Source organism: Serratia entomophila (assembly GCF_021462285.1).
Lineage (GTDB): Bacteria > Pseudomonadota > Gammaproteobacteria > Enterobacterales > Enterobacteriaceae > Serratia > Serratia entomophila.
The window spans coordinates 3,625,622-3,642,859 of the sequence record NZ_CP082787.1; the positions used below are offsets into that span (position 1 = coordinate 3,625,622).

At 59.3% G+C, this 17,238-nt stretch carries 19 protein-coding genes; 11 read left to right on the forward strand and 8 right to left on the reverse strand.

Annotated features, from left to right (window positions below):
* Positions 1-72 precede the first annotated feature (72 nt).
* Positions 73-366, reverse strand: a complete 294-nt coding sequence (locus KHA73_RS17590) for a hypothetical protein (protein WP_234585686.1) — start codon at positions 364-366, stop codon at positions 73-75.
* A 718-nt stretch (positions 367-1,084) separates the two neighbouring features.
* Between KHA73_RS17590 and KHA73_RS17595 the strand changes: the two genes are divergently transcribed.
* Positions 1,085-1,312, forward strand: a complete 228-nt coding sequence (locus tag KHA73_RS17595; RefSeq protein ID WP_234585687.1) for a hypothetical protein — start codon at positions 1,085-1,087, stop codon at positions 1,310-1,312.
* A 57-nt stretch (positions 1,313-1,369) separates the two neighbouring features.
* Here the strand turns inward: KHA73_RS17595 and nudK are convergent, their stop codons facing one another.
* A complete protein-coding gene (nudK, locus tag KHA73_RS17600) occupies positions 1,370-1,948 on the reverse strand; it encodes a GDP-mannose pyrophosphatase NudK (protein ID WP_234585689.1) in 579 nt (192 codons plus the stop codon).
* A gap of 277 nt (positions 1,949-2,225) precedes the next feature.
* On the opposite strand from nudK, the gene narQ reads away from it, so the two are divergent.
* Both narQ and narP read left to right on the forward strand, forming a co-directional pair.
* Positions 2,226-3,908 (forward strand): nitrate/nitrite two-component system sensor histidine kinase NarQ, encoded by a 1,683-nt coding sequence (narQ, locus tag KHA73_RS17605; RefSeq protein ID WP_234585691.1) that lies wholly within the window; start codon positions 2,226-2,228, stop codon positions 3,906-3,908.
* Between the two features lie 162 nt (positions 3,909-4,070).
* Positions 4,071-4,703, forward strand: coding sequence for a nitrate/nitrite response regulator protein NarP (gene narP, locus KHA73_RS17610; protein WP_234585693.1), 633 nt, complete (start codon positions 4,071-4,073; stop codon positions 4,701-4,703).
* A 35-nt stretch (positions 4,704-4,738) separates the two neighbouring features.
* Here narP and KHA73_RS17615 read toward each other — a convergent pair whose 3' ends face one another.
* Positions 4,739-5,017 carry a winged helix-turn-helix domain-containing protein gene (locus KHA73_RS17615; RefSeq protein WP_234585694.1) on the reverse strand — a complete coding sequence of 93 codons (279 nt, stop codon included), beginning with the start codon at positions 5,015-5,017 and terminating at the stop codon, positions 4,739-4,741.
* 288 nt (positions 5,018-5,305) lie between these two features.
* Here KHA73_RS17615 and acrD point away from each other — a divergent pair, with 288 nt between their 5' ends.
* Positions 5,306-8,443, forward strand: coding sequence for a multidrug efflux RND transporter permease AcrD (gene acrD / locus KHA73_RS17620; protein ID WP_234585696.1), 3,138 nt, complete (start codon positions 5,306-5,308; stop codon positions 8,441-8,443).
* A gap of 121 nt (positions 8,444-8,564) precedes the next feature.
* Here acrD and ypfM read toward each other — a convergent pair whose 3' ends face one another.
* Positions 8,565-8,624, reverse strand: coding sequence for a protein YpfM (gene ypfM / locus KHA73_RS24580; RefSeq protein ID WP_100396732.1), 60 nt, complete (start codon positions 8,622-8,624; stop codon positions 8,565-8,567).
* Between the two features lie 216 nt (positions 8,625-8,840).
* Here ypfM and KHA73_RS17625 point away from each other — a divergent pair, with 216 nt between their 5' ends.
* Genes KHA73_RS17625 through KHA73_RS17635 form a run of 3 tightly spaced genes read left to right on the forward strand, consistent with a single transcriptional unit; the run spans position 8,841 to position 10,406 of the window.
* Entirely contained in the window at positions 8,841-9,320 is a 480-nt protein-coding gene (locus tag KHA73_RS17625; protein ID WP_234585697.1) for a tetratricopeptide repeat protein, read from the forward strand.
* An 8-nt stretch (positions 9,321-9,328) separates the two neighbouring features.
* A complete protein-coding gene (locus KHA73_RS17630; protein ID WP_234585698.1) occupies positions 9,329-9,760 on the forward strand; it encodes a GNAT family N-acetyltransferase in 432 nt (143 codons plus the stop codon).
* A 40-nt stretch (positions 9,761-9,800) separates the two neighbouring features.
* Positions 9,801-10,406 (forward strand): GNAT family N-acetyltransferase, encoded by a 606-nt coding sequence (locus KHA73_RS17635; RefSeq protein WP_234585699.1) that lies wholly within the window; start codon positions 9,801-9,803, stop codon positions 10,404-10,406.
* Positions 10,407-10,421: 15 nt separating this feature from the next.
* On the opposite strand, the gene KHA73_RS17640 is transcribed toward KHA73_RS17635, so the two are convergent.
* Positions 10,422-10,847, reverse strand: coding sequence for a GNAT family N-acetyltransferase (locus tag KHA73_RS17640; protein ID WP_234585700.1), 426 nt, complete (start codon positions 10,845-10,847; stop codon positions 10,422-10,424).
* A gap of 223 nt (positions 10,848-11,070) precedes the next feature.
* On the opposite strand from KHA73_RS17640, the gene KHA73_RS17645 reads away from it, so the two are divergent.
* Genes KHA73_RS17645 through KHA73_RS17660 form a run of 4 tightly spaced genes read left to right on the forward strand, consistent with a single transcriptional unit; the run spans position 11,071 to position 13,419 of the window.
* Entirely contained in the window at positions 11,071-11,436 is a 366-nt protein-coding gene (locus tag KHA73_RS17645; RefSeq protein ID WP_234585701.1) for an ArsC family reductase, read from the forward strand.
* Complete coding sequence (dapE, locus tag KHA73_RS17650; RefSeq protein WP_234585702.1) at positions 11,433-12,560, forward strand: succinyl-diaminopimelate desuccinylase; 1,128 nt, start codon at positions 11,433-11,435, stop codon at positions 12,558-12,560. Before KHA73_RS17645 ends, dapE begins: the two co-directional genes overlap by 4 nt.
* A complete protein-coding gene (locus tag KHA73_RS17655; protein WP_234585703.1) occupies positions 12,557-13,231 on the forward strand; it encodes a M15 family metallopeptidase in 675 nt (224 codons plus the stop codon). The genes dapE and KHA73_RS17655 overlap by 4 nt, the downstream gene beginning before the upstream one ends.
* Positions 13,232-13,233: 2 nt before the next feature.
* Entirely contained in the window at positions 13,234-13,419 is a 186-nt protein-coding gene (locus KHA73_RS17660; protein WP_234585704.1) for a YpfN family protein, read from the forward strand.
* Positions 13,420-13,446: 27 nt separating this feature from the next.
* Here the strand turns inward: KHA73_RS17660 and ypfH are convergent, their stop codons facing one another.
* The 3 genes from ypfH to ypfJ all read right to left on the reverse strand — a co-directional run bounded on the left by ypfH (position 13,447) and on the right by ypfJ (position 17,187).
* Positions 13,447-14,136, reverse strand: a complete 690-nt coding sequence (ypfH, locus tag KHA73_RS17665) for an esterase (protein WP_234585705.1) — start codon at positions 14,134-14,136, stop codon at positions 13,447-13,449.
* 119 nt (positions 14,137-14,255) lie between these two features.
* Positions 14,256-16,268, reverse strand: a complete 2,013-nt coding sequence (locus tag KHA73_RS17670) for a tRNA(Met) cytidine acetyltransferase TmcA (RefSeq protein WP_234585706.1) — start codon at positions 16,266-16,268, stop codon at positions 14,256-14,258.
* 52 nt (positions 16,269-16,320) lie between these two features.
* Entirely contained in the window at positions 16,321-17,187 is an 867-nt protein-coding gene (gene ypfJ, locus KHA73_RS17675; protein WP_234585708.1) for a KPN_02809 family neutral zinc metallopeptidase, read from the reverse strand.
* Positions 17,188-17,238: the final 51 nt, after the last annotated feature.

Genomic DNA, 17,238 nt, shown 5'->3' on the forward strand with positions numbered 1-17,238 from the left:
TTTTTCCTTAAATATAATTCAGCAAAAAATTGCCGGCCATTTATAAAAATGGCCGGCACGGGCATCGGTTAATTAGCCGCGGCCCCATTCAGAGGTCACATGGTAAGGCTGGCTCAGTTCATAAGTCGCCCCCAGCGCCTGGCCGATGCCGGCGCTGATTTTCAGACCTGCGCCAATCAGCGTATCGCCCAGCTCATGCACTGGCGCAACAAAAGGAATCGCATTCAGCGCCTGGCCGATCGGCGCCACGGCATTAAAGAAGGCGTTAGTGAGATCCACCGCCTGTAAAATATTATTGCCCGCAATGCTGCTCAGCAAACCGGCACCCGTTACCTGCTCAATTTCCTTCTGAGAAAGTTCGATCATGTTAATTACTCCAATAAAACATCGGTAACAAAGGGTATTTAACAGGAAAAATCAGACGTAAAAAATGTTAGCCATACTGAAGACATATGAATTTCACATTCCTTATGCAATGCGCGCTAATCTTTCCTGATTAAAATCATACCCTGCTCTTCTTAATCACGCCCAGCCAAAGAAAACTCCATTCCCGGCGATGGACAGACTGATTGTAGAGCATTCTAAATTCGACAACCAGTTTCTGAACAGACGCTAAAAAGGCCCCACAGGCATTTCCAAATAAATAGGATTATTGCTAGCCGCCTGCCAGGAGGCAGGATAAAAAAACCTAAGAATCAATCAAGAAATTAACGAAAAACGGGAATGAGAAACAAAAAAACCTGATAAGTGCGTATCTTACTCAGCAATGAAAATTAAGACAAAACGTTGACTGCAGATTTTTTAATATTTAGAAACATCAGAAAACATAGGATTTTTTTTATATTTCTGCGGCAAAAAAACTCTTTTTATTTACATTAATTTACAATTAAAAATAAATTTAACGGCAAGAAATAATTAAATAGTCATTTAAAAACATAATCATAACCGGAAATAGCCCTAAATTAAGACTTATCCTAATCATATTTTCTTGGCAATATCTTTACAAAAGACTTATACCTTAATGGCGAACGCGTTCGCAGAAAGGGAATAAGGCGTATCTCAGATACGTATTTCAAGTTTCATCATGGAAATGGAGATTAAGATGAAAGAACTTAATGTTAATCAAATTGAAGAAGTCAATGGCGCAACTTTCGGCCTGGGATTGGCCATTATCGGCGCAGGCGTTGGCTTCATCGGTGACACCCTTGGCCACCTGGCCGGCCTGTGGGGCAACGGCTGCAAGCCGCAACCACCGGTTTGCCCGCCGCCAAAACCGCCTGTTTGCCCGCCGGAGCCGCCAGTCTGCGAATAACGGGTAGTTAAATTAACTTCGCCGGTGCGCGCGCCCGGCGGAGTTTTTAGCGCTGTTCTAGTCGCCCATAATCCGATGAATTTGCAGATACTGCACCAGCATGATGGTTTTGCCATCTTTGATTCGGCCGTCGGCAATCATCGCCACCGCCTCGCTGAACGGCAGTTCGATCACCTCGATGTCTTCATCTTCTATACCGCCGCCGGCCGCTCGCCGCTCATTATCATGATATTCGGCAATAAAGAAATGCACGATCTCGGTGACGCCGCCGGGGGACATGTAGGCTTCAAAAATCTTTTTCACCTCACCAACCTGAAAGCCGGTCTCCTCCACCGCTTCGCGACGCGCGCATTGTTCGGGCGAATCGGCATCCAGCAGGCCGGCGCAGGCCTCCAGCAGCATGCCGCTTTCATTGCCGTTCACGTAAGTCGGCATGCGGAACTGATTGGTCAGCACCAGAGTGCCCTTGGCGCGGTTGTACAACAAAATGGTGGCGCCGTTGCCCCGATCGTAGACTTCGCGCATCTGCTGAACGGAACGGCCATCCTTGCGTATCAAATCGAACGTGTATTTATGCAGCACGTACCAGTTATCCGACAGCAGCTCTTTCTTAACATTCTCAATCTTCGATGACATGAACTCTTCTTCCATTGGCTGAAACGTGAAAATCATACCGCGATCGGGCGCCCCTGCGGCAAGCGATTTGCAACAAAATTCGCGCGGCGGCCCGGGCCTGGTCGCAGTTTGCCTCCCTTCCGGGCAGCGCACGCTATTTAATTGATTATACAGCGACTATTTTTTCATTTTGTTGACAACTTGATACAAATCGCGGCGCATTTTAGTTGCAAAAGTTATAGTTTTGCTTTCGAATGAAATCGACGACGCCTGCCGTCGGAAAGAAAAGGACTCGTGATTGCTTGTTAAACGCTCTGTGACCGGCAGCCTGGCCAAGGCTCTGTTTTGTATTGTTATTCTGTCGGTAATTTCAACCGGGCTGGCGTTAACCACCGTCGCCGGCAGCCAGAGCGATGCTGAAGCGATCAACATTGCCGGCTCGCTGCGCATGCAAAGCTACCGGCTGGCGTACGATCTCGATAACGGGGCCGCCGAGCTGGAACCGCATCTGCAGCAGTATCAACAATCGCTGCAGGCGCCGGCGCTGCTGAAGCTGGATCGCTTTTACGTGCCGGCCGAAGTGCGGGGAAAATACCTGGCGCTGCGCCAAACCTGGCACGGGCTGGCGCAACAGATCCGCGCCGGCCAAAGCGCCGCCTATCAGGCCCAGGTCGCCGGCTACGTCGCCCAGATAGACCATTTTGTCCTTGCGCTGCAGCGTTATTCCGAGCTGAAGCTGACCCTGGTGGCGACTGTCGGCGCGCTGGGGTATATCGCCATCATCGGCCTGGTGCTGTTTTGCATTCGCTTTATACGCCGCCAGGTGGTCGCGCCGCTGAAACAGCTGGTCGACGCCAGCCAGCGCGTGCAACAGCGGGATTTCAGGCATCCGCCGCTGGATGTCAGCCTGCCGAACGAGCTGGGCGTACTGTCGCAGGCCTTCACCGCCATGTCCGACGATCTGGCCGCCTTTTATCAGTCGCTGGAACGGCAGGTGCACGAAAAAACCCAACGCCTGCGGCAGGCCAACAAAACGCTGGCGGTGTTGTACAGCTGCTCGCAGGCGCTGAGCGAGCGCCAGATAGACCAGCGGGCATTTGAAAAAATCCTGCGTATCGTCCGCCAAAGCGAGCGACTGCACTGCATCAGCCTGAGCGTCACGGACAGCCTCAGCCAGTGGCGGCTCAGCAGCGGCGAACCGGAACAGGCCCCGGCATGGCATGCGCTGCCGATAGTGCAGGACGGTAAACCGCTGGGGGAACTGCGCTGGCAGCCGCAGGCGCAACCGCCTCATCCGTACCTGATGCAGAGCCTGGCCAACATGCTGAGCCGCGCCGTTTATTTCAACCGGGCGCAAAAACAGCACCAACAGCTGCTGCTGATGGAAGAACGCGCCACCATCGCCCGCGAGCTGCACGATTCGCTGGCGCAGGCGCTGTCTTTTCTGCGCATTCAGCTGGCGCTGCTGAAACGCAGCGTTAACGATAACCCCGCGCAAGCGCGGGAAATTATCGATGATTTTGAACGCACGCTGGCCGATGCTTACCGCCAACTGCGCGAACTGTTGGCGACTTTCCGCCTGAATATTCAGGAGGCGGATCTGAACGAGGCGCTGCAGCGGCTGCTGCAGCCATTAAAGGCTCTGAGCGCCGCGCGGATTCAGTTACACTGTCGGCTTTCCTCGCAGGCGCTCAACGCCCAGCAGCAGGTGCATGCGCTGCAGATTGTGCGCGAAGCGGTGCTCAACGCCGTCAAGCACGCCGGGGCCAATGAAATCGAGGTTCGCTGTGAAGTGAACGCCGCCGGCGATAACCTCTTCGTCATCGCTGACGACGGCTGCGGCATCGCCAGCCTGGAAGAGCCGGAAGGCCATTATGGTTTAACCATCATGACCGAACGCGCCGCCCGGCTGGGAGGTACGTTGCACATCCGGCGGAGAGCCGCAGGCGGCACGGAGGTTTGCCTGACGTTTCCGTCATAGCCCGCACGGCTGCCCCACCCTGCGTTACGTTTGCGCGCAGGCCGGCGGCCGCCTCGAGCTGTTGGTGGCGCCAATCGCCACTATGTTAAAAGAGTCCATCCACTGTGGAGCACGCCCCCGGGCGCGTTTGAGTGGCTTTACTTGCTACAGGGAGCATATTTCATGGTGATGAAGCACTACCGAGTAATGATCGTCGACGATCACCCGCTGATGCGGCGCGGCATCAAACAGCTGCTGGCGTTGGATCCGCTGTTTAACGTGGTGGCGGAGGCCGGCAACGGCAGCGAGGCTATCGCCCTGGCGCAGCAGCATGCCCCGGACGTGATCTTGCTGGATCTGAATATGAAGGGCATGTCCGGGTTGGATACCTTAAAGGCGTTGCGCGATGAGGGCGTGGATGCCCGCATCATCGTCCTGACGGTCTCCGATGCGCGCAGCGATCTGTATGCATTGATCGACGCCGGCGCCGACGGCTACCTGTTGAAAGACAGCGAACCGGAGCTGTTGCTGGATCATATCCGCGCCGCCGCCGAGGGGCAAAACGTGATCAGTGAAGCGGTGGCGGACTACCTGCTGTCGCGTAGCGAGCAGCACGATCCCTTCTCGGAGCTGACAGAGCGGGAGCTGGACGTGTTGCAAGAGGTGGCGCGCGGCATGTCCAACAAGCAGGTGGCGGCGCAGCTGCATATTTCTGAAGAAACGGTGAAGGTGCATATCCGCAACATGCTGCGCAAGCTGGACGTTCGCTCCCGCGTGGCGGCGACGGTGATGTATCTGGAGCATAAAAGCCAGTAACCGCACGCGTCCCCGGCCTGCAAGCCGGGGATCCCCTAGTCGATCGCGGCGAGCAGCGCCTGATGATGCTGGTGAACCCAGTGTTTATTGAGCGGCCCCCAGCTTTCAAGCTGATAGAAACCGTCGTTATTGCGCACTCCCTGTTGTACAAACTGCAGCGCCACGCCCAGGCCGGGCAAGGCTTTCAGCACGTCTTGCAAGGTGCGGCGCGGCCAGCCGGTCAATTCCATCAGCCGCGGTACGTTGGGCCTTTCGCTATGGCTTATCAGCCAGCACAGATAAAGTCGACGCGCGAATACCGGATTAATTTCCATACCGAGCTCCTGCCATGAGGTGATTCCTGTTATTTTCGGTTCCCTGCCCCAAAGGGTGCGCAAGGTCGTTGATAGTCATAAAAATGTCGTAATGACCTTTTTTAACCGCAATGGGTACGGCATCGCAGGTTTCTACTACCGTTATTTACATTATCTCCTTTTTTTCTCCACGCTTTACCCGGCCATCGCGAGTAAAGTGCAATAGCGCCGGGATCCTTCCCAGCCGCTGATATGCATAATCCAGATGCGTCTTAAAGATAGAACAAGTCATAACGAGGTTCGCGCTGTATGGCCAATTTTTTTATTGATCGCCCGATTTTCGCCTGGGTTTTGGCAATCATTCTTTGCCTGACCGGCGCTTTGGCGATCTTTTCATTACCCGTTGAGCAATACCCGAACCTGGCGCCGCCGAACGTGCGCATCTCTGCCACCTACCCCGGCGCCTCTGCAAAAACGCTGGAAAATACCGTTACGCAGATTATCGAACAGAACATGACCGGTCTGGACAACATGATGTACATGTCGTCCCAGAGCACCAACACCGGCCAGGCGACGGTGACGCTGACCTTTGAAGCCGGCACCGATCCCAATGAAGCGATGCAGCAGGTGCAGAACCAGCTGCAAGCGGCGATCAAGCGTCTGCCGCAGGCGGTGCAAAATCAGGGGGTGACGGTATCGAAATCCGGCGACACCACCCTGATGATGGTCGCCTTCGTCTCCACCGACGGCAGCATGGACAAGCAGGACATCGCCGACTACATCGTTTCCAACCTGCAGGATCCGCTCAGCCGCATCAACGGCGTGGGCAGCATGGACGTTTACGGCTCGCAGTACGCCATGCGCATCTGGCTCGATCCCAACAAGCTGAACAGCTATCAGCTGACCACCCAGGACGTGGTCAGCGCCATTCAATCGCAGAACGCCCAGGTGGCGGTCGGCCAGCTCGGCGGCACGCCGTCGGTCGACAAGCAGGCGCTGAACGCCACCATCAACGCGCAGTCGCAGCTGCAAACGCCGGAACAGTTCCGCCAAATCACCCTGCGGGTCAATAAAGACGGTTCGCTGGTGACGCTGGGCGACGTTTCCACCATCGAGCTGGGCGGCGAGAACTACAACTACCTCAGCCGCTATAACGGCATGCAGGCCGCCGGCATGAACATCAAGCTGGCCTCGGGCGCCAACGAGCTGCAAACCGACCAGTTGGTGAAAGACAAAATCGCCGAGCTGTCGCAGTACTTCCCGCACGGGCTGGAGGCCAAGGTAGCCTATGAAACCACGCCATTCGTCAAAGCCTCAATCCATGACGTGGTAAAAACCCTGCTGGAAGCCATCTTGCTGGTGTTCCTGGTGATGTACCTGTTCCTGCAGAACTTCCGCGCGACCCTGATCCCCACCATCGCCGTGCCGGTGGTGTTGATGGGCACCTTCGCCATCCTTTCCGCCTGCGGATTCAGCATCAATACCCTGACCATGTTCGCCATGGTGCTGGCGATCGGCCTGCTGGTGGACGATGCCATCGTGGTGGTGGAAAACGTCGAACGCGTGATGAGCGAAGAAGGCCTGCCGCCACGCGAAGCCACGCGAAAATCCATGGGGCAAATTCAGAGTGCGCTGGTCGGCATCGCCATGGTGCTGTCGGCGGTGTTCGTCCCCATGGCGTTCTTCGGCGGCACCACCGGCGCCATCTACCGCCAGTTCTCCATCACCATCGTTTCCGCCATGGTGCTGTCGGTGCTGGTGGCGATGATCCTGACCCCTGCCCTGTGCGCCACGCTGCTCAAGCCGATCGCCAAGGACCATCACCACGGCAAGCGCGGTTTCTTCGGCTGGTTCAACCGCATGTTTAACCGCAATACCGACCGCTATGAGCGCGGCGTTGCGCGAGTATTGCACGCCAGCACCCGCTATATGGTGATTTACCTGCTGCTGCTCGGCGGCATGGCGCTGCTGTTCATCAAACTGCCGACCTCGTTCCTGCCGCAGGAGGATCGCGGCATCTTTACCGTACAGGTGCAGTTGCCGGCCGGCTCAACCCTGCAGCAAACCTCCAAAGTGGTGGAGAAAGTGGAGCATTACTTCCTGACCAAGGAAAAAGAGGACGTACTCTCGGCCTTCGCCATCATCGGCTCCGGCCCGGGCGGCAACGGCCAGAACGTGGCGCGCCTGTTTATCCGCCTGAAAGATTGGGACCTGCGCACCTCGGGCGCCAACACCTCGTTCGACATTATCGATCGCGCTACCAAGGCATTCGAAAACATTAACGAAGCGCGCGTGATCGCCAGCAGCCCGCCGGCGATCACCGGGCTGGGCAACTCCGCCGGCTTCGATATGGAGCTGGAGGATCACGCCGGCCTCGGCCACGATAAGCTGATGGCGGCCCGTGACCAGCTGCTGAAGCTGGCCGGAGAAAACCCGCTGCTGGCGCGGGTGCGTCATAACGGGCTGGACGACAGCCCGCAGCTGCAGATCGACGTCGACCAACGCAAGGCGCAGACCCTGGGCGTCTCGATCGACGACATCAACAACACGCTGTCGACCGCCTGGGGATCGACCTACGTTAACGACTTCGTGGATCGCGGCCGGGTGAAAAAGGTCTACGTGCAGGCGGCCGCGCCGTACCGCATGCTGCCAGGCGACATCGACAAATGGTATGTCCGCAACAGCGCCGGCGGCATGGTGCCGTTCTCGGCCTTCGCCACCTCGCACTGGGAATACGGTTCGCCGCGGCTGGAGCGCTATAACGGCAGCTCGGCGCTGGAGATCGTCGGCGAAGCGGCCGAAGGCGTCAGCACCGGCACCGCGATGACCGAGATGGAGAAAATCGTCAGCCAACTGCCGACCGGCTTCGGCCTGGAATGGACCGCGATGTCCTACCAGGAACGCCTGTCCGGTTCGCAGGCGCCGGCGCTGTACGCCATTTCGCTGCTGGTGGTGTTCCTGTGCCTGGCGGCGCTGTATGAGAGCTGGTCGATCCCGTTCTCGGTCATGCTGGTGGTGCCGCTGGGGGTCATTGGCGCCGTGGCGGCCACCTGGATGCGCGGCCTGGAGAATGACGTCTATTTCCAGGTGGGTCTGTTGACCATCATCGGGCTGTCGGCGAAAAACGCCATCCTGATCGTCGAGTTCGCCAACGAGCTGAACAGCAAAGGGCAGGAGCTGATGTCGGCGACGCTCGAAGCCTCGCGTATGCGCCTGCGGCCGATTTTGATGACCTCGCTGGCGTTTATCTTCGGCGTGCTGCCGATGGCCATCAGCAGCGGCGCCGGCTCCGGCAGCCAACACGCAGTCGGCACCGGCGTGATGGGCGGCATGATCTCCGCCACTCTGTTGGCTATCTTCTTCGTGCCGCTGTTCTTTGTGCTGGTGCGCCGCCGCTTCCCGGGCAAAACGGCGCCGGCGGCAAAAGCGGAAAGCGCCGCGGAATAACGGCCAATAAAAAAGCAGCGTCGGGCAACCGATGCTGCTTTATTTCGAACGAAAGTCCCGTTCCCAAGGTGCTTCAAATGATAACCAATAAGCCCACCTTGCCTCGCGCTTCAACGCAGTGTCAGTTACCCAACATCTCATCAATGAAGTCTTTCCAGTTCCCTAGTTCACGATCAACCATAATGCTTTACAACCTCAATTATTAGACGAAGCGGATTCTACGCCTGTTTTTTGAGCAAGTGAAGCGGTTCGGGAACGATGCCGCCCGCGGAAACCGGGGTTGGCGCACATTTTCGTATTTATCTTATCAATGGCTGGCTCTTCTATACCCTTGTACTCTCAATTCTTCCGTAGTAGCGTGCCAAAGGTATAAAAATTCCCCACCTGAGGCTATGCCATGTCCGCTACGCTGACCATCGAACAACTGAAAAGGCTGGGCCGTTATCCTGAAGCGACCGAACTGGCGCGGCAGCAGCTGTTGTTGCAGCCGGAAGACGCCGGGCTGCACTACCAACTGGCCTGCCTGTACGACGTACAGGGGCTGGAACAGCAGGCCATCCCCTGTTATCTCGCCGCGCTGGCGCGCGACCTGCCGGCCGCCCAGCGCCAAGAGGCCTGGCTGGGCCTCGGCAGCACCTACCGGGCGCTCGGGCAATATCAGCAATCGCTGAGCGCCTTCGATAGCGGGTTGACGGAGTTTCCGCAGGCCAAAGAGCTGACGTTGTTTCGCGCCATGACGCTGTACAACCTGGGCGAAACCAAACAGGCGGTGGCCGACTTGCTGTTATTGCTGGCGGAAACCTCGTCGCATGGCGACATCAGCAGTTACCAACGCGCCATCCGCGAATACGCCGCCGATCTCGACCGCATTGGCTAGGGGGAAACATGGATATTCTGACTGACCTCAACCGCTGCACTCCCGACTGGCAGCGGCTGTGCCGGCTGCTGGAAGACGCGGGATTGGGTGAGCGCGACCCGCAGGTGATGCAGCGGGTGTATCAACACAGCCAGTTTTGCTATTGGGGATTTATTGACGGTGAACTGATGGCCACCGCCCACGCCATCAGCGACATGACCTCCGTCGCCTACCTGGCCGACGTGGCTGTCGATCCGCGTTTTCAGGGCCAGGGGCTGGGCCGGCGGCTGATGGACCGGGTGATGCGGGATCTTGCGCCGCTCGGCAAGGTGTTTATCTATTCGGTGCCGGACAAGCTTGAATTCTATAAGAAATACGGCTTCCACAGCCTGACCACCGGCATGGTGTACGCCGACGGCGCCGCCCTGCAACGCCTGCAAGACAGCGGCTACGTACGCTGAGATCCAGATACGGATAAAACCAAACGGGGAGGCCTAAATTATGTCAGAAAAATCATGGCTCATTGAAACTGAACTAAAAAGCCAAACCATCAGCCTTATTCCCTTACGTAAAGAACACGCACCGGAGCTGGCGCAGGCGGCTATGGATGGAAGATTGTGGGAACTGTGGTTTACTTCCGTACCGACGGAACACACCGTTGATCACTATGTGAGCCAAGCGTTGAGTGAACAATCAGCCGGCCGGGCATTACCCTTCGTCATCGTGCATAACGCAACGCAGAAAATTATCGGTACCACCCGTATTTGTAATGCCGATGGGCAAAACCGTCGGGTGGAAGTCGGCTATACTTGGTATGCAAAAAGTCATCAGAAAACCGCCGCTAATACAGAGTGCAAACTCCTGTTGCTCAGTTATGCCTTTGAAGAGCTGGCGGTAATTGCCGTTGAATTTCGTACTCACTGGCACAATCACATTTCAAGAGCGGCGATCGCCCGACTCGGCGCCAAGCAAGATGGCGTATTGAGAAATCACCAAAAAAATGCAGATGGCAGCTATCGCGACACGGTGATTTTCTCGATCATTGACCATGAGTGGCCGATGGTGAAAAAAAGCTTAGGTTATAAATTACGCCAACCCAGAGAGTAAGAGCGATAAAGCAAGCTAAAGCGCCTTGCTCATAAAAATCCGCCGGGTGCCCGATGGCAGACAGGGCACCTCGCCAAAGCGCACCCAACCTTGCTTCTCATAGAATTTCGGCGCCTGGAAGCTGATGGTGTACAGCACCGCAGATACGCAGCCGCGCCGCCGCCCTTCTTCTTCAAACCTGCGCAGCAACGCACTGCCGACCCCGGAGCCGCGCAGCGCCGTGGGCAGATGAAACAGGTCGAGAAACAGCAGGCCCAGCGATGAGCGGCCGATAATGCCGCCCAACACCTCGCCGCTATGCGGATCTCTTACCACTACCGCCAGCGGCAGCCGATCGTTGTTGCCGGTGATCTCGTCGTTATAGCTATCCAGCCCTTCGCTGATGAGCGCTTCAATTTCTGTACTGACGTTGTCGCGAACCTCTATCGGGTAATTATTCATCCTGTTCTCATATGGCTGATATCGGGTATCACCACAGAGTAGCAAAAATTCGCCATAGCGGATCCGCACCGCACTTTTTCACGCTTTCCCCGGCTTTCAGACCATTGGACGGTGGAACTCAGGGCGGTTTTTCGGCATGCTGGATGCCGGTTTTCATTTTCCGCTCCGGCGGTTTACCACTGGCGTTGAGCCGGTGTTTGGTTGCAGAGAAGGTTTTGACTCCATGACGTTGACCATGTACGGCATCAAAAATTGTGACACCATCAAAAAAGCGCGCCGCTGGCTGGAAGAACAGGGCGTGGCCTATCAATTTCACGACTACCGCGCTGACGGGCTGGACGAACGGCTGCTGCGCGGTTTTGTCGAGCGCCTGGGCTGGGAGCCGCTGCTGAACACCCGCGGCACCACCTGGCGCAAGCTGGATGAGGCGCAACGCAACGCCTGCGACAACGCCGACGCGGCCATCGCGCTGATGCTGGCCCAGCCGGCCATCATCAAACGCCCGCTGTTGGACGACGGCAAGGGCCATGCCCTGCTCGGCTTCAGCGCCGACGGTTATCAGCAATTTGTCTCCGAGGTCACAGCATGATTTGCCCGGTTATCGAACTGGCCCAGCAGTTGATCAAACGCCCTTCCCTCAGCCCGCATGACGAGGGTTGCCAGCAGCTGATGATCGACCGCCTGAAGGCTATCGGCTTTACCGTCGAAGCGATGGACTTCGAAGACACCCAGAACTTCTGGGCCTGGCGCGGCGAAGGCCAAACGCTGGCGTTTGCCGGCCATACCGACGTGGTGCCGACCGGCGACGAAAAGCGTTGGGACAACCCGCCGTTTGAACCGGCAATCCGCGACGGCATGCTGTACGGCCGCGGCGCGGCGGACATGAAAGGTTCGCTGGCGGCGATGGTGGTGGCGGCGGAGCGTTTTGTCGCCGCCAACCCCGATCACCGCGGCCGGCTGGCGTTCCTCATCACCTCCGACGAAGAGGCCAGCGCCACCCACGGCACCGTCAAGGTGGTGGAAGCGCTGATGGCGCGCAACGAACGGCTGGATTACTGCCTGGTCGGCGAGCCTTCCAGCACCGATCGCGTCGGCGACGTAGTGAAAAACGGCCGCCGCGGCTCAGTCACCGCCAACCTGCATATCCACGGCGTTCAGGGCCACGTCGCCTATCCGCACCTGGCGGATAACCCGGTGCACCGCGCCATGCCGGCGCTGAATGAGCTGGTGGCGATCGAGTGGGATCGCGGCAACGAATTCTTCCCGCCGACCAGCATGCAGATAGCCAACGTGCAGGCCGGCACCGGCAGCAACAACGTGATCCCGGGCGAGCTGTTCGTGCAGTTCAACTTCCGCTTCAGCACCGAGCTGACCGATGCGCTGATCAAACAGCGGGTGGAAGAGCTGCTGGAACGCCACCAGCTGAACTACAGCATCGAATGGCGCCTGTCCGGCCAGCCTTTCCTCACCGCGCGCGGCGCGCTGGTGGATGCAGTCGTCAACGCCGTCGAACATTACTCCGAAATTACGCCGCAGCTGCTGACCACCGGCGGCACCTCGGATGGCCGCTTTATTGCCCTGATGGGCGCGCAGGTGGTGGAGCTGGGGCCGGTCAACGCCACTATCCATAAGGTTAACGAGTGCGTGAACGCCTCGGATCTGCAGCTGCTGAGCCGCATGTATCAACGCATCATGGAGCAACTGGTCGCATGATCACCGACGAAATGCTGACCGGGCGCGCCACCGAGCATCTGGCGCCGCTGAGCGGCAGCCACCGGCTGCAGCCCGCCGCGGTAAGCGCTTTCCTCGCCATGCAGCAGGCGGCGCAGGCGGCGGGATTCGATCTGCAGCCCGCCAGCACCTTCCGGGATTTCGATCGGCAATTGGCGATCTGGAATGGAAAATTCTGCGGTGAGCGCCCAGTATTAGATAAGGACAGCAAGCCTATCGACATAGCGCCGCTGTCCGCCGCCGAGCGTTGCGAAACCATCCTGCGCTGGTCGGCGTTGCCGGGCGCCAGCCGCCACCACTGGGGCAGCGATCTGGACGTGTACGATCCATCGCTGCTGCCGGCAGGGCAAAAGCTGCAGCTGGAGCCCTGGGAATATGAGCAAGGGGGGTATTTCCATGCGCTCAATCTGTGGCTGACGGCGCATATGGCAGAGTTCGGCTTTTATCGCCCGTTCACCGAAGAAGGGGACGGCGTGGCGGTGGAGCCTTGGCATCTGAGCTACCGCCCGCTGGCGCAAGAGCTCGAACAGCGGCTGACGCCGGCGCTGCTGCTGGCGGCCTGGCGAGACAGGGAGGTTGCCGGTGCCGAATGGCTGCAAGGCCATTTGCCATCGATTTTTTCGCGTTTTATACGCAGTGAAGGAAAGGAGTGAATATGCAATGGTTAGCTGATTACTGGTGGATTATCCTGCTGGTGCTGGTCGGTATGATCGTCAGCGGCATCAAAGAGCTGCGCCGCGTTGACGTCAAAGGCTATCTGGCCGACAAACCCGAGTTGCCGCCGCACCGCGATAACAACGCCCAGTGGGACGACGAAGACGACTGGCCGAAAAAGAAATGACATCAGGGCGCTCCGGCGCCCTGAGTTTTATTTGAACGCGATGAGATCGCCGCGTTTGCCGAACATCGCTTCGTCCCAGTAACGCTGCGGCACGTAGTAATGCAGGCGCTCCAAGGCGTTGTTCATCATACCCTGATTAATCGCATGGCCCACGTCTTGCTCCACGTCCAGCGTGACATCAACGCCGTTGGCCCGTAACCTTTCCGCTGCGGCCTGAGCGTGCTGTACCGCGATCGTCGCATCCTGTTCGCCGTGGATAAGATGCACCACGGTTTCGCCCAACGCCTGTTCCGGCAAGTTGGCAAAGCGCCCGCTGAACGCCACTACCCGCCCGGCCAGCTCGGGTTGCGCCTTCAACGCCTCCAGCGCCATGATCGATCCCTGCGAGAAACCGACCAGCGCGGTGCCGGCGTAGCCTACGCCGCTCTGCCGCTGCCAGTAACGCACAATCTCGATGAACGTCGGCATCACCTCGGCGATGCGTTCCGCCCGATTCTCTTCGGTCACGCCCTGCACCGAGAACCACTGGCGGCCGTTGCCGGTGCCGAAGGCAGAGGGGCCACCGACGCTCACCACCAGCGCCTGCGGGAAATCCTTGGCGAAATAGCGGCCGATCTCCCCCATCGCCACCGGGTTGTCGCCCACACCGTGAAACAGCAGGATCAGCTGCGCAGCCGGCGTGGCCGGGCTTTGTACAACGAAATGCTCATGTTTCATCGATGACTCCTCGGATTATCAGAAATTCCGCCCGGCACACTGCGCCCCGGGCCACTGCCGCCCACTATACGCCGCTGAGAAATCAGGAAAATCGGGTTTTATTGAGCAACTTCTTCAATTTATTGCAACGATTGCGCCCAGTTGCGCCAATAGCGGCAATGTTGCTCATCAAACTGTTCCAACGCCTGCGCCGCTTCGTGCCGCCAGTGGCGCAACAGGGCCTTTTGGCCGCTGAGGCTGAACTGCGCCGCACACGCGGCCGCCGGCAGTTGCCGCTGCAGATGCATCCGCAGCGCCGGCAACGGCAGAACGCTGGCCAGCAGCAGCCGCTGCAGCGCCCCCAGGCTGGCCTCCAGCGGGCGATGGGCGAAGGCGAAACCGGCCAGTTCGCGCCAGTCCTCCTCCGCCAACTGCGGATCGCCGTCGTCGCCGGGGATCTCCAGCGGCAGATCGATGCGCTGCCGCAGCCAGCGCCAGTCGCGCGCCAGATGCTTGTGCGCCGCATGCCGCAGCGCCTCCCCCTGCTCGCTCAGCGGCAGAATGGCCATGGCGGTATAGCAGCCGCTGCTGGCCTCCGGCTTGCTGCCAATGCGCGCCAGCTCAAAACCGCAAGACTGCCAGAAGCGCCACAGCGATTCGGTATAGCCAAAACTGACCGAAAGAAAATCCAGCCCCTGCGTCTGTTGACGCTGTTCGTCGATCAGGCGGCGGGCAATGCCCTGCCTCCGCAGCGCCGGCAATACCGCAATGCGCGTTATGCGCCGCGAACGCAGCGTCGGCGCCCACCACTGGCCGCCGTGCGCCGCCAGCGACTGCGCCACCAGGTTGCCGCGCGGCCGCCGCCGCCCGGCCCAAACTTCATGCGCCAGTTCGGCGCTCAGGCCGCCCTCGTCCGCCAGCCACAGCGCGCCGACCACCTCGTGATCCGCCTGCGCCAGGGCAAAGTGCATGCCGGGCGCATCCATCAACCGCCGCAGGTCCAGCGGTGAGGTGCGGTAATGCGCGCTGCTCAACAAGGCATAAAAACGCGCCAGCCGCTGCGGCTCCGCGCACAGCTCCCGCTGTTCCGCCCGGCTGAAGCCAATCTGCTGCGCGGCCGCCCGCCATTCCGGCAGCTCATTGAACAGCAGCGCATGGTCTAACACACGTTCCAACGGATCGCCCTGCGCCCAGCGCATCGGCTGCTGCAGGCTCAGCGGCTGGAACGACGGCAGCCCGGCGCAGAACTTCAGCAAGAAACCGCGCCCGGTGCCTTCGTAACCCTGCACCGTGGTGGTCAGCAGCACCCGCGGGAAATAACTGACCAGCTGCTGCAACAGCGGGCCGGGAATGGCGGCCGCTTCATCCACCAGCAGCCACCCCACCTGGCTGACGCTCTGTTCGCGGCAGTGCGCCAACAGCGCATCGGGCGCCCAAAATTGCGCGCGCCCCTGCGCCCATTCAGTGGCGACGTCGGTGGCCGCCCGGCTCGGACCGGTTACCCAGCAGGTGAGCGGCGAATTCGCCACCAGCATGCCCGCCAGCGTTGACTTACCGCGGCCGCGCGCGGCGGTCAGCACCCAGATGCCAGAGGCCGCATTCAACAATTGGCTCAACAGCGCCTGCTGCTCGGCGGAAGGCCGCCCATCGGGCTGGCGCCAGGGCGCACGCGCCGGCAGCGGTGCGAGCGACAGCGCCTCGCCTTGCCGCCACAGCGTGACCTCGTCGTCGGCGGCCAAATGGCGCTGCAAATGCCGGATAAAGTGCGGTGTGGTGACAGGTTGCGGGCAATCGCTCCAGCGCAGGCTGTCGCCGTCCGGCAATTGGTGCCACTGCCGCCAGGGCGGGGCCAGCAGCAGCAGCCAACTGCCGGCGCGCAGGGTGCCCGCCAGCGCCGCCAGCGCCTCTACGTCAAGCCCCTGCGTGGCGTCGAACACCGCATGCAGCCGCTCCTGCCCCAACAGCTGGCGCACCGCGCCGCTCGCCATCGCCGCCACCCCGGCGGGCGGGTTGTCGCCGACCCACGGCCAATCGCCCGGCAGCGTTGCGGCCAGTCGTTGCGCCTGCTGTCGGCACCATTCAGGTTCACCGCTGAGCACCAGCAGCCGCCTGATGCCCTGCTGCTGCATAGGGTGTTGCATTGTCTGTAACATCAGAATCCAGACCTGAAAAAAATGCCGGAGTCAGGCTCCGGCATGGGGTGTATTAACGGGATGCGAAGGTGTTGCAGGTATTGGGGTCGCCGCTGTCAAAGCCCTGTTTGAACCAGGTATAGCGCTGTTGCGAGGTGCCGTGAGTAAAGCTGTCCGGCACCACGCGCCCTTGCCCCTGCTGTTGCAAACGGTCGTCGCCGATCGCCTGTGCGGCATTCAGCGCCGCCTGCAAATCCCCTTCTTCCAGCATCTGCTGTTTCTCGGCGTATTTGCCCCACACGCCGGCGAAGCAGTCCGCCTGCAGTTCCATCTTCACCGACAGGCGGTTAACTTCCGCCTGGCTGGCGCCCTGCTGCATCTGACGCACTTTCGGCTCGATGCCCAACAGGTTCTGCACATGGTGGCCCACTTCGTGCGCGACGACGTAAGCCTGGGCAAAATCGCCGCCGGCGCCGAGTTTGGTTTTCATGTCTTCGTAGAAGGACAAATCGATATACACCGTTTTGTCTCCCGGGCAGTAGAACGGCCCCATCGCCGCCTGGCCGGTGCCGCAGTTGGTGCGCGTTACGCCGCGGTACATCACCAGCTTGGGCGGTTGATAGGTTTTGCCCATGCGCTGGAACACTTCTTTCCAGTTATCTTCGGTTGACGCCAGCACCACCGAAGTAAACTTGGCCAGCTCATCGTCCTTCGGACTGATATTGGCGCTCTGCTGCTGGCTCTGGCCGGTGACGTCACCGCCGCTCAACAACGGCGACAGATCGATGCCGTAATAGCCGGCCACCAGCACCACCACCACAAGGACGATGCCGCCCTTGCCGCCAATCGGCGGACGGAAACCGCCGCCGCCACCCAGACCTGAAGACTGCCCGCGACGATCCTCAACATTGTCACTTTCCCGACGCCCTTGCCAACGCATAAGTAAACTCCAGATTAGGTTTTTAGTAATCGTAGGAAACTCGCCCACTGA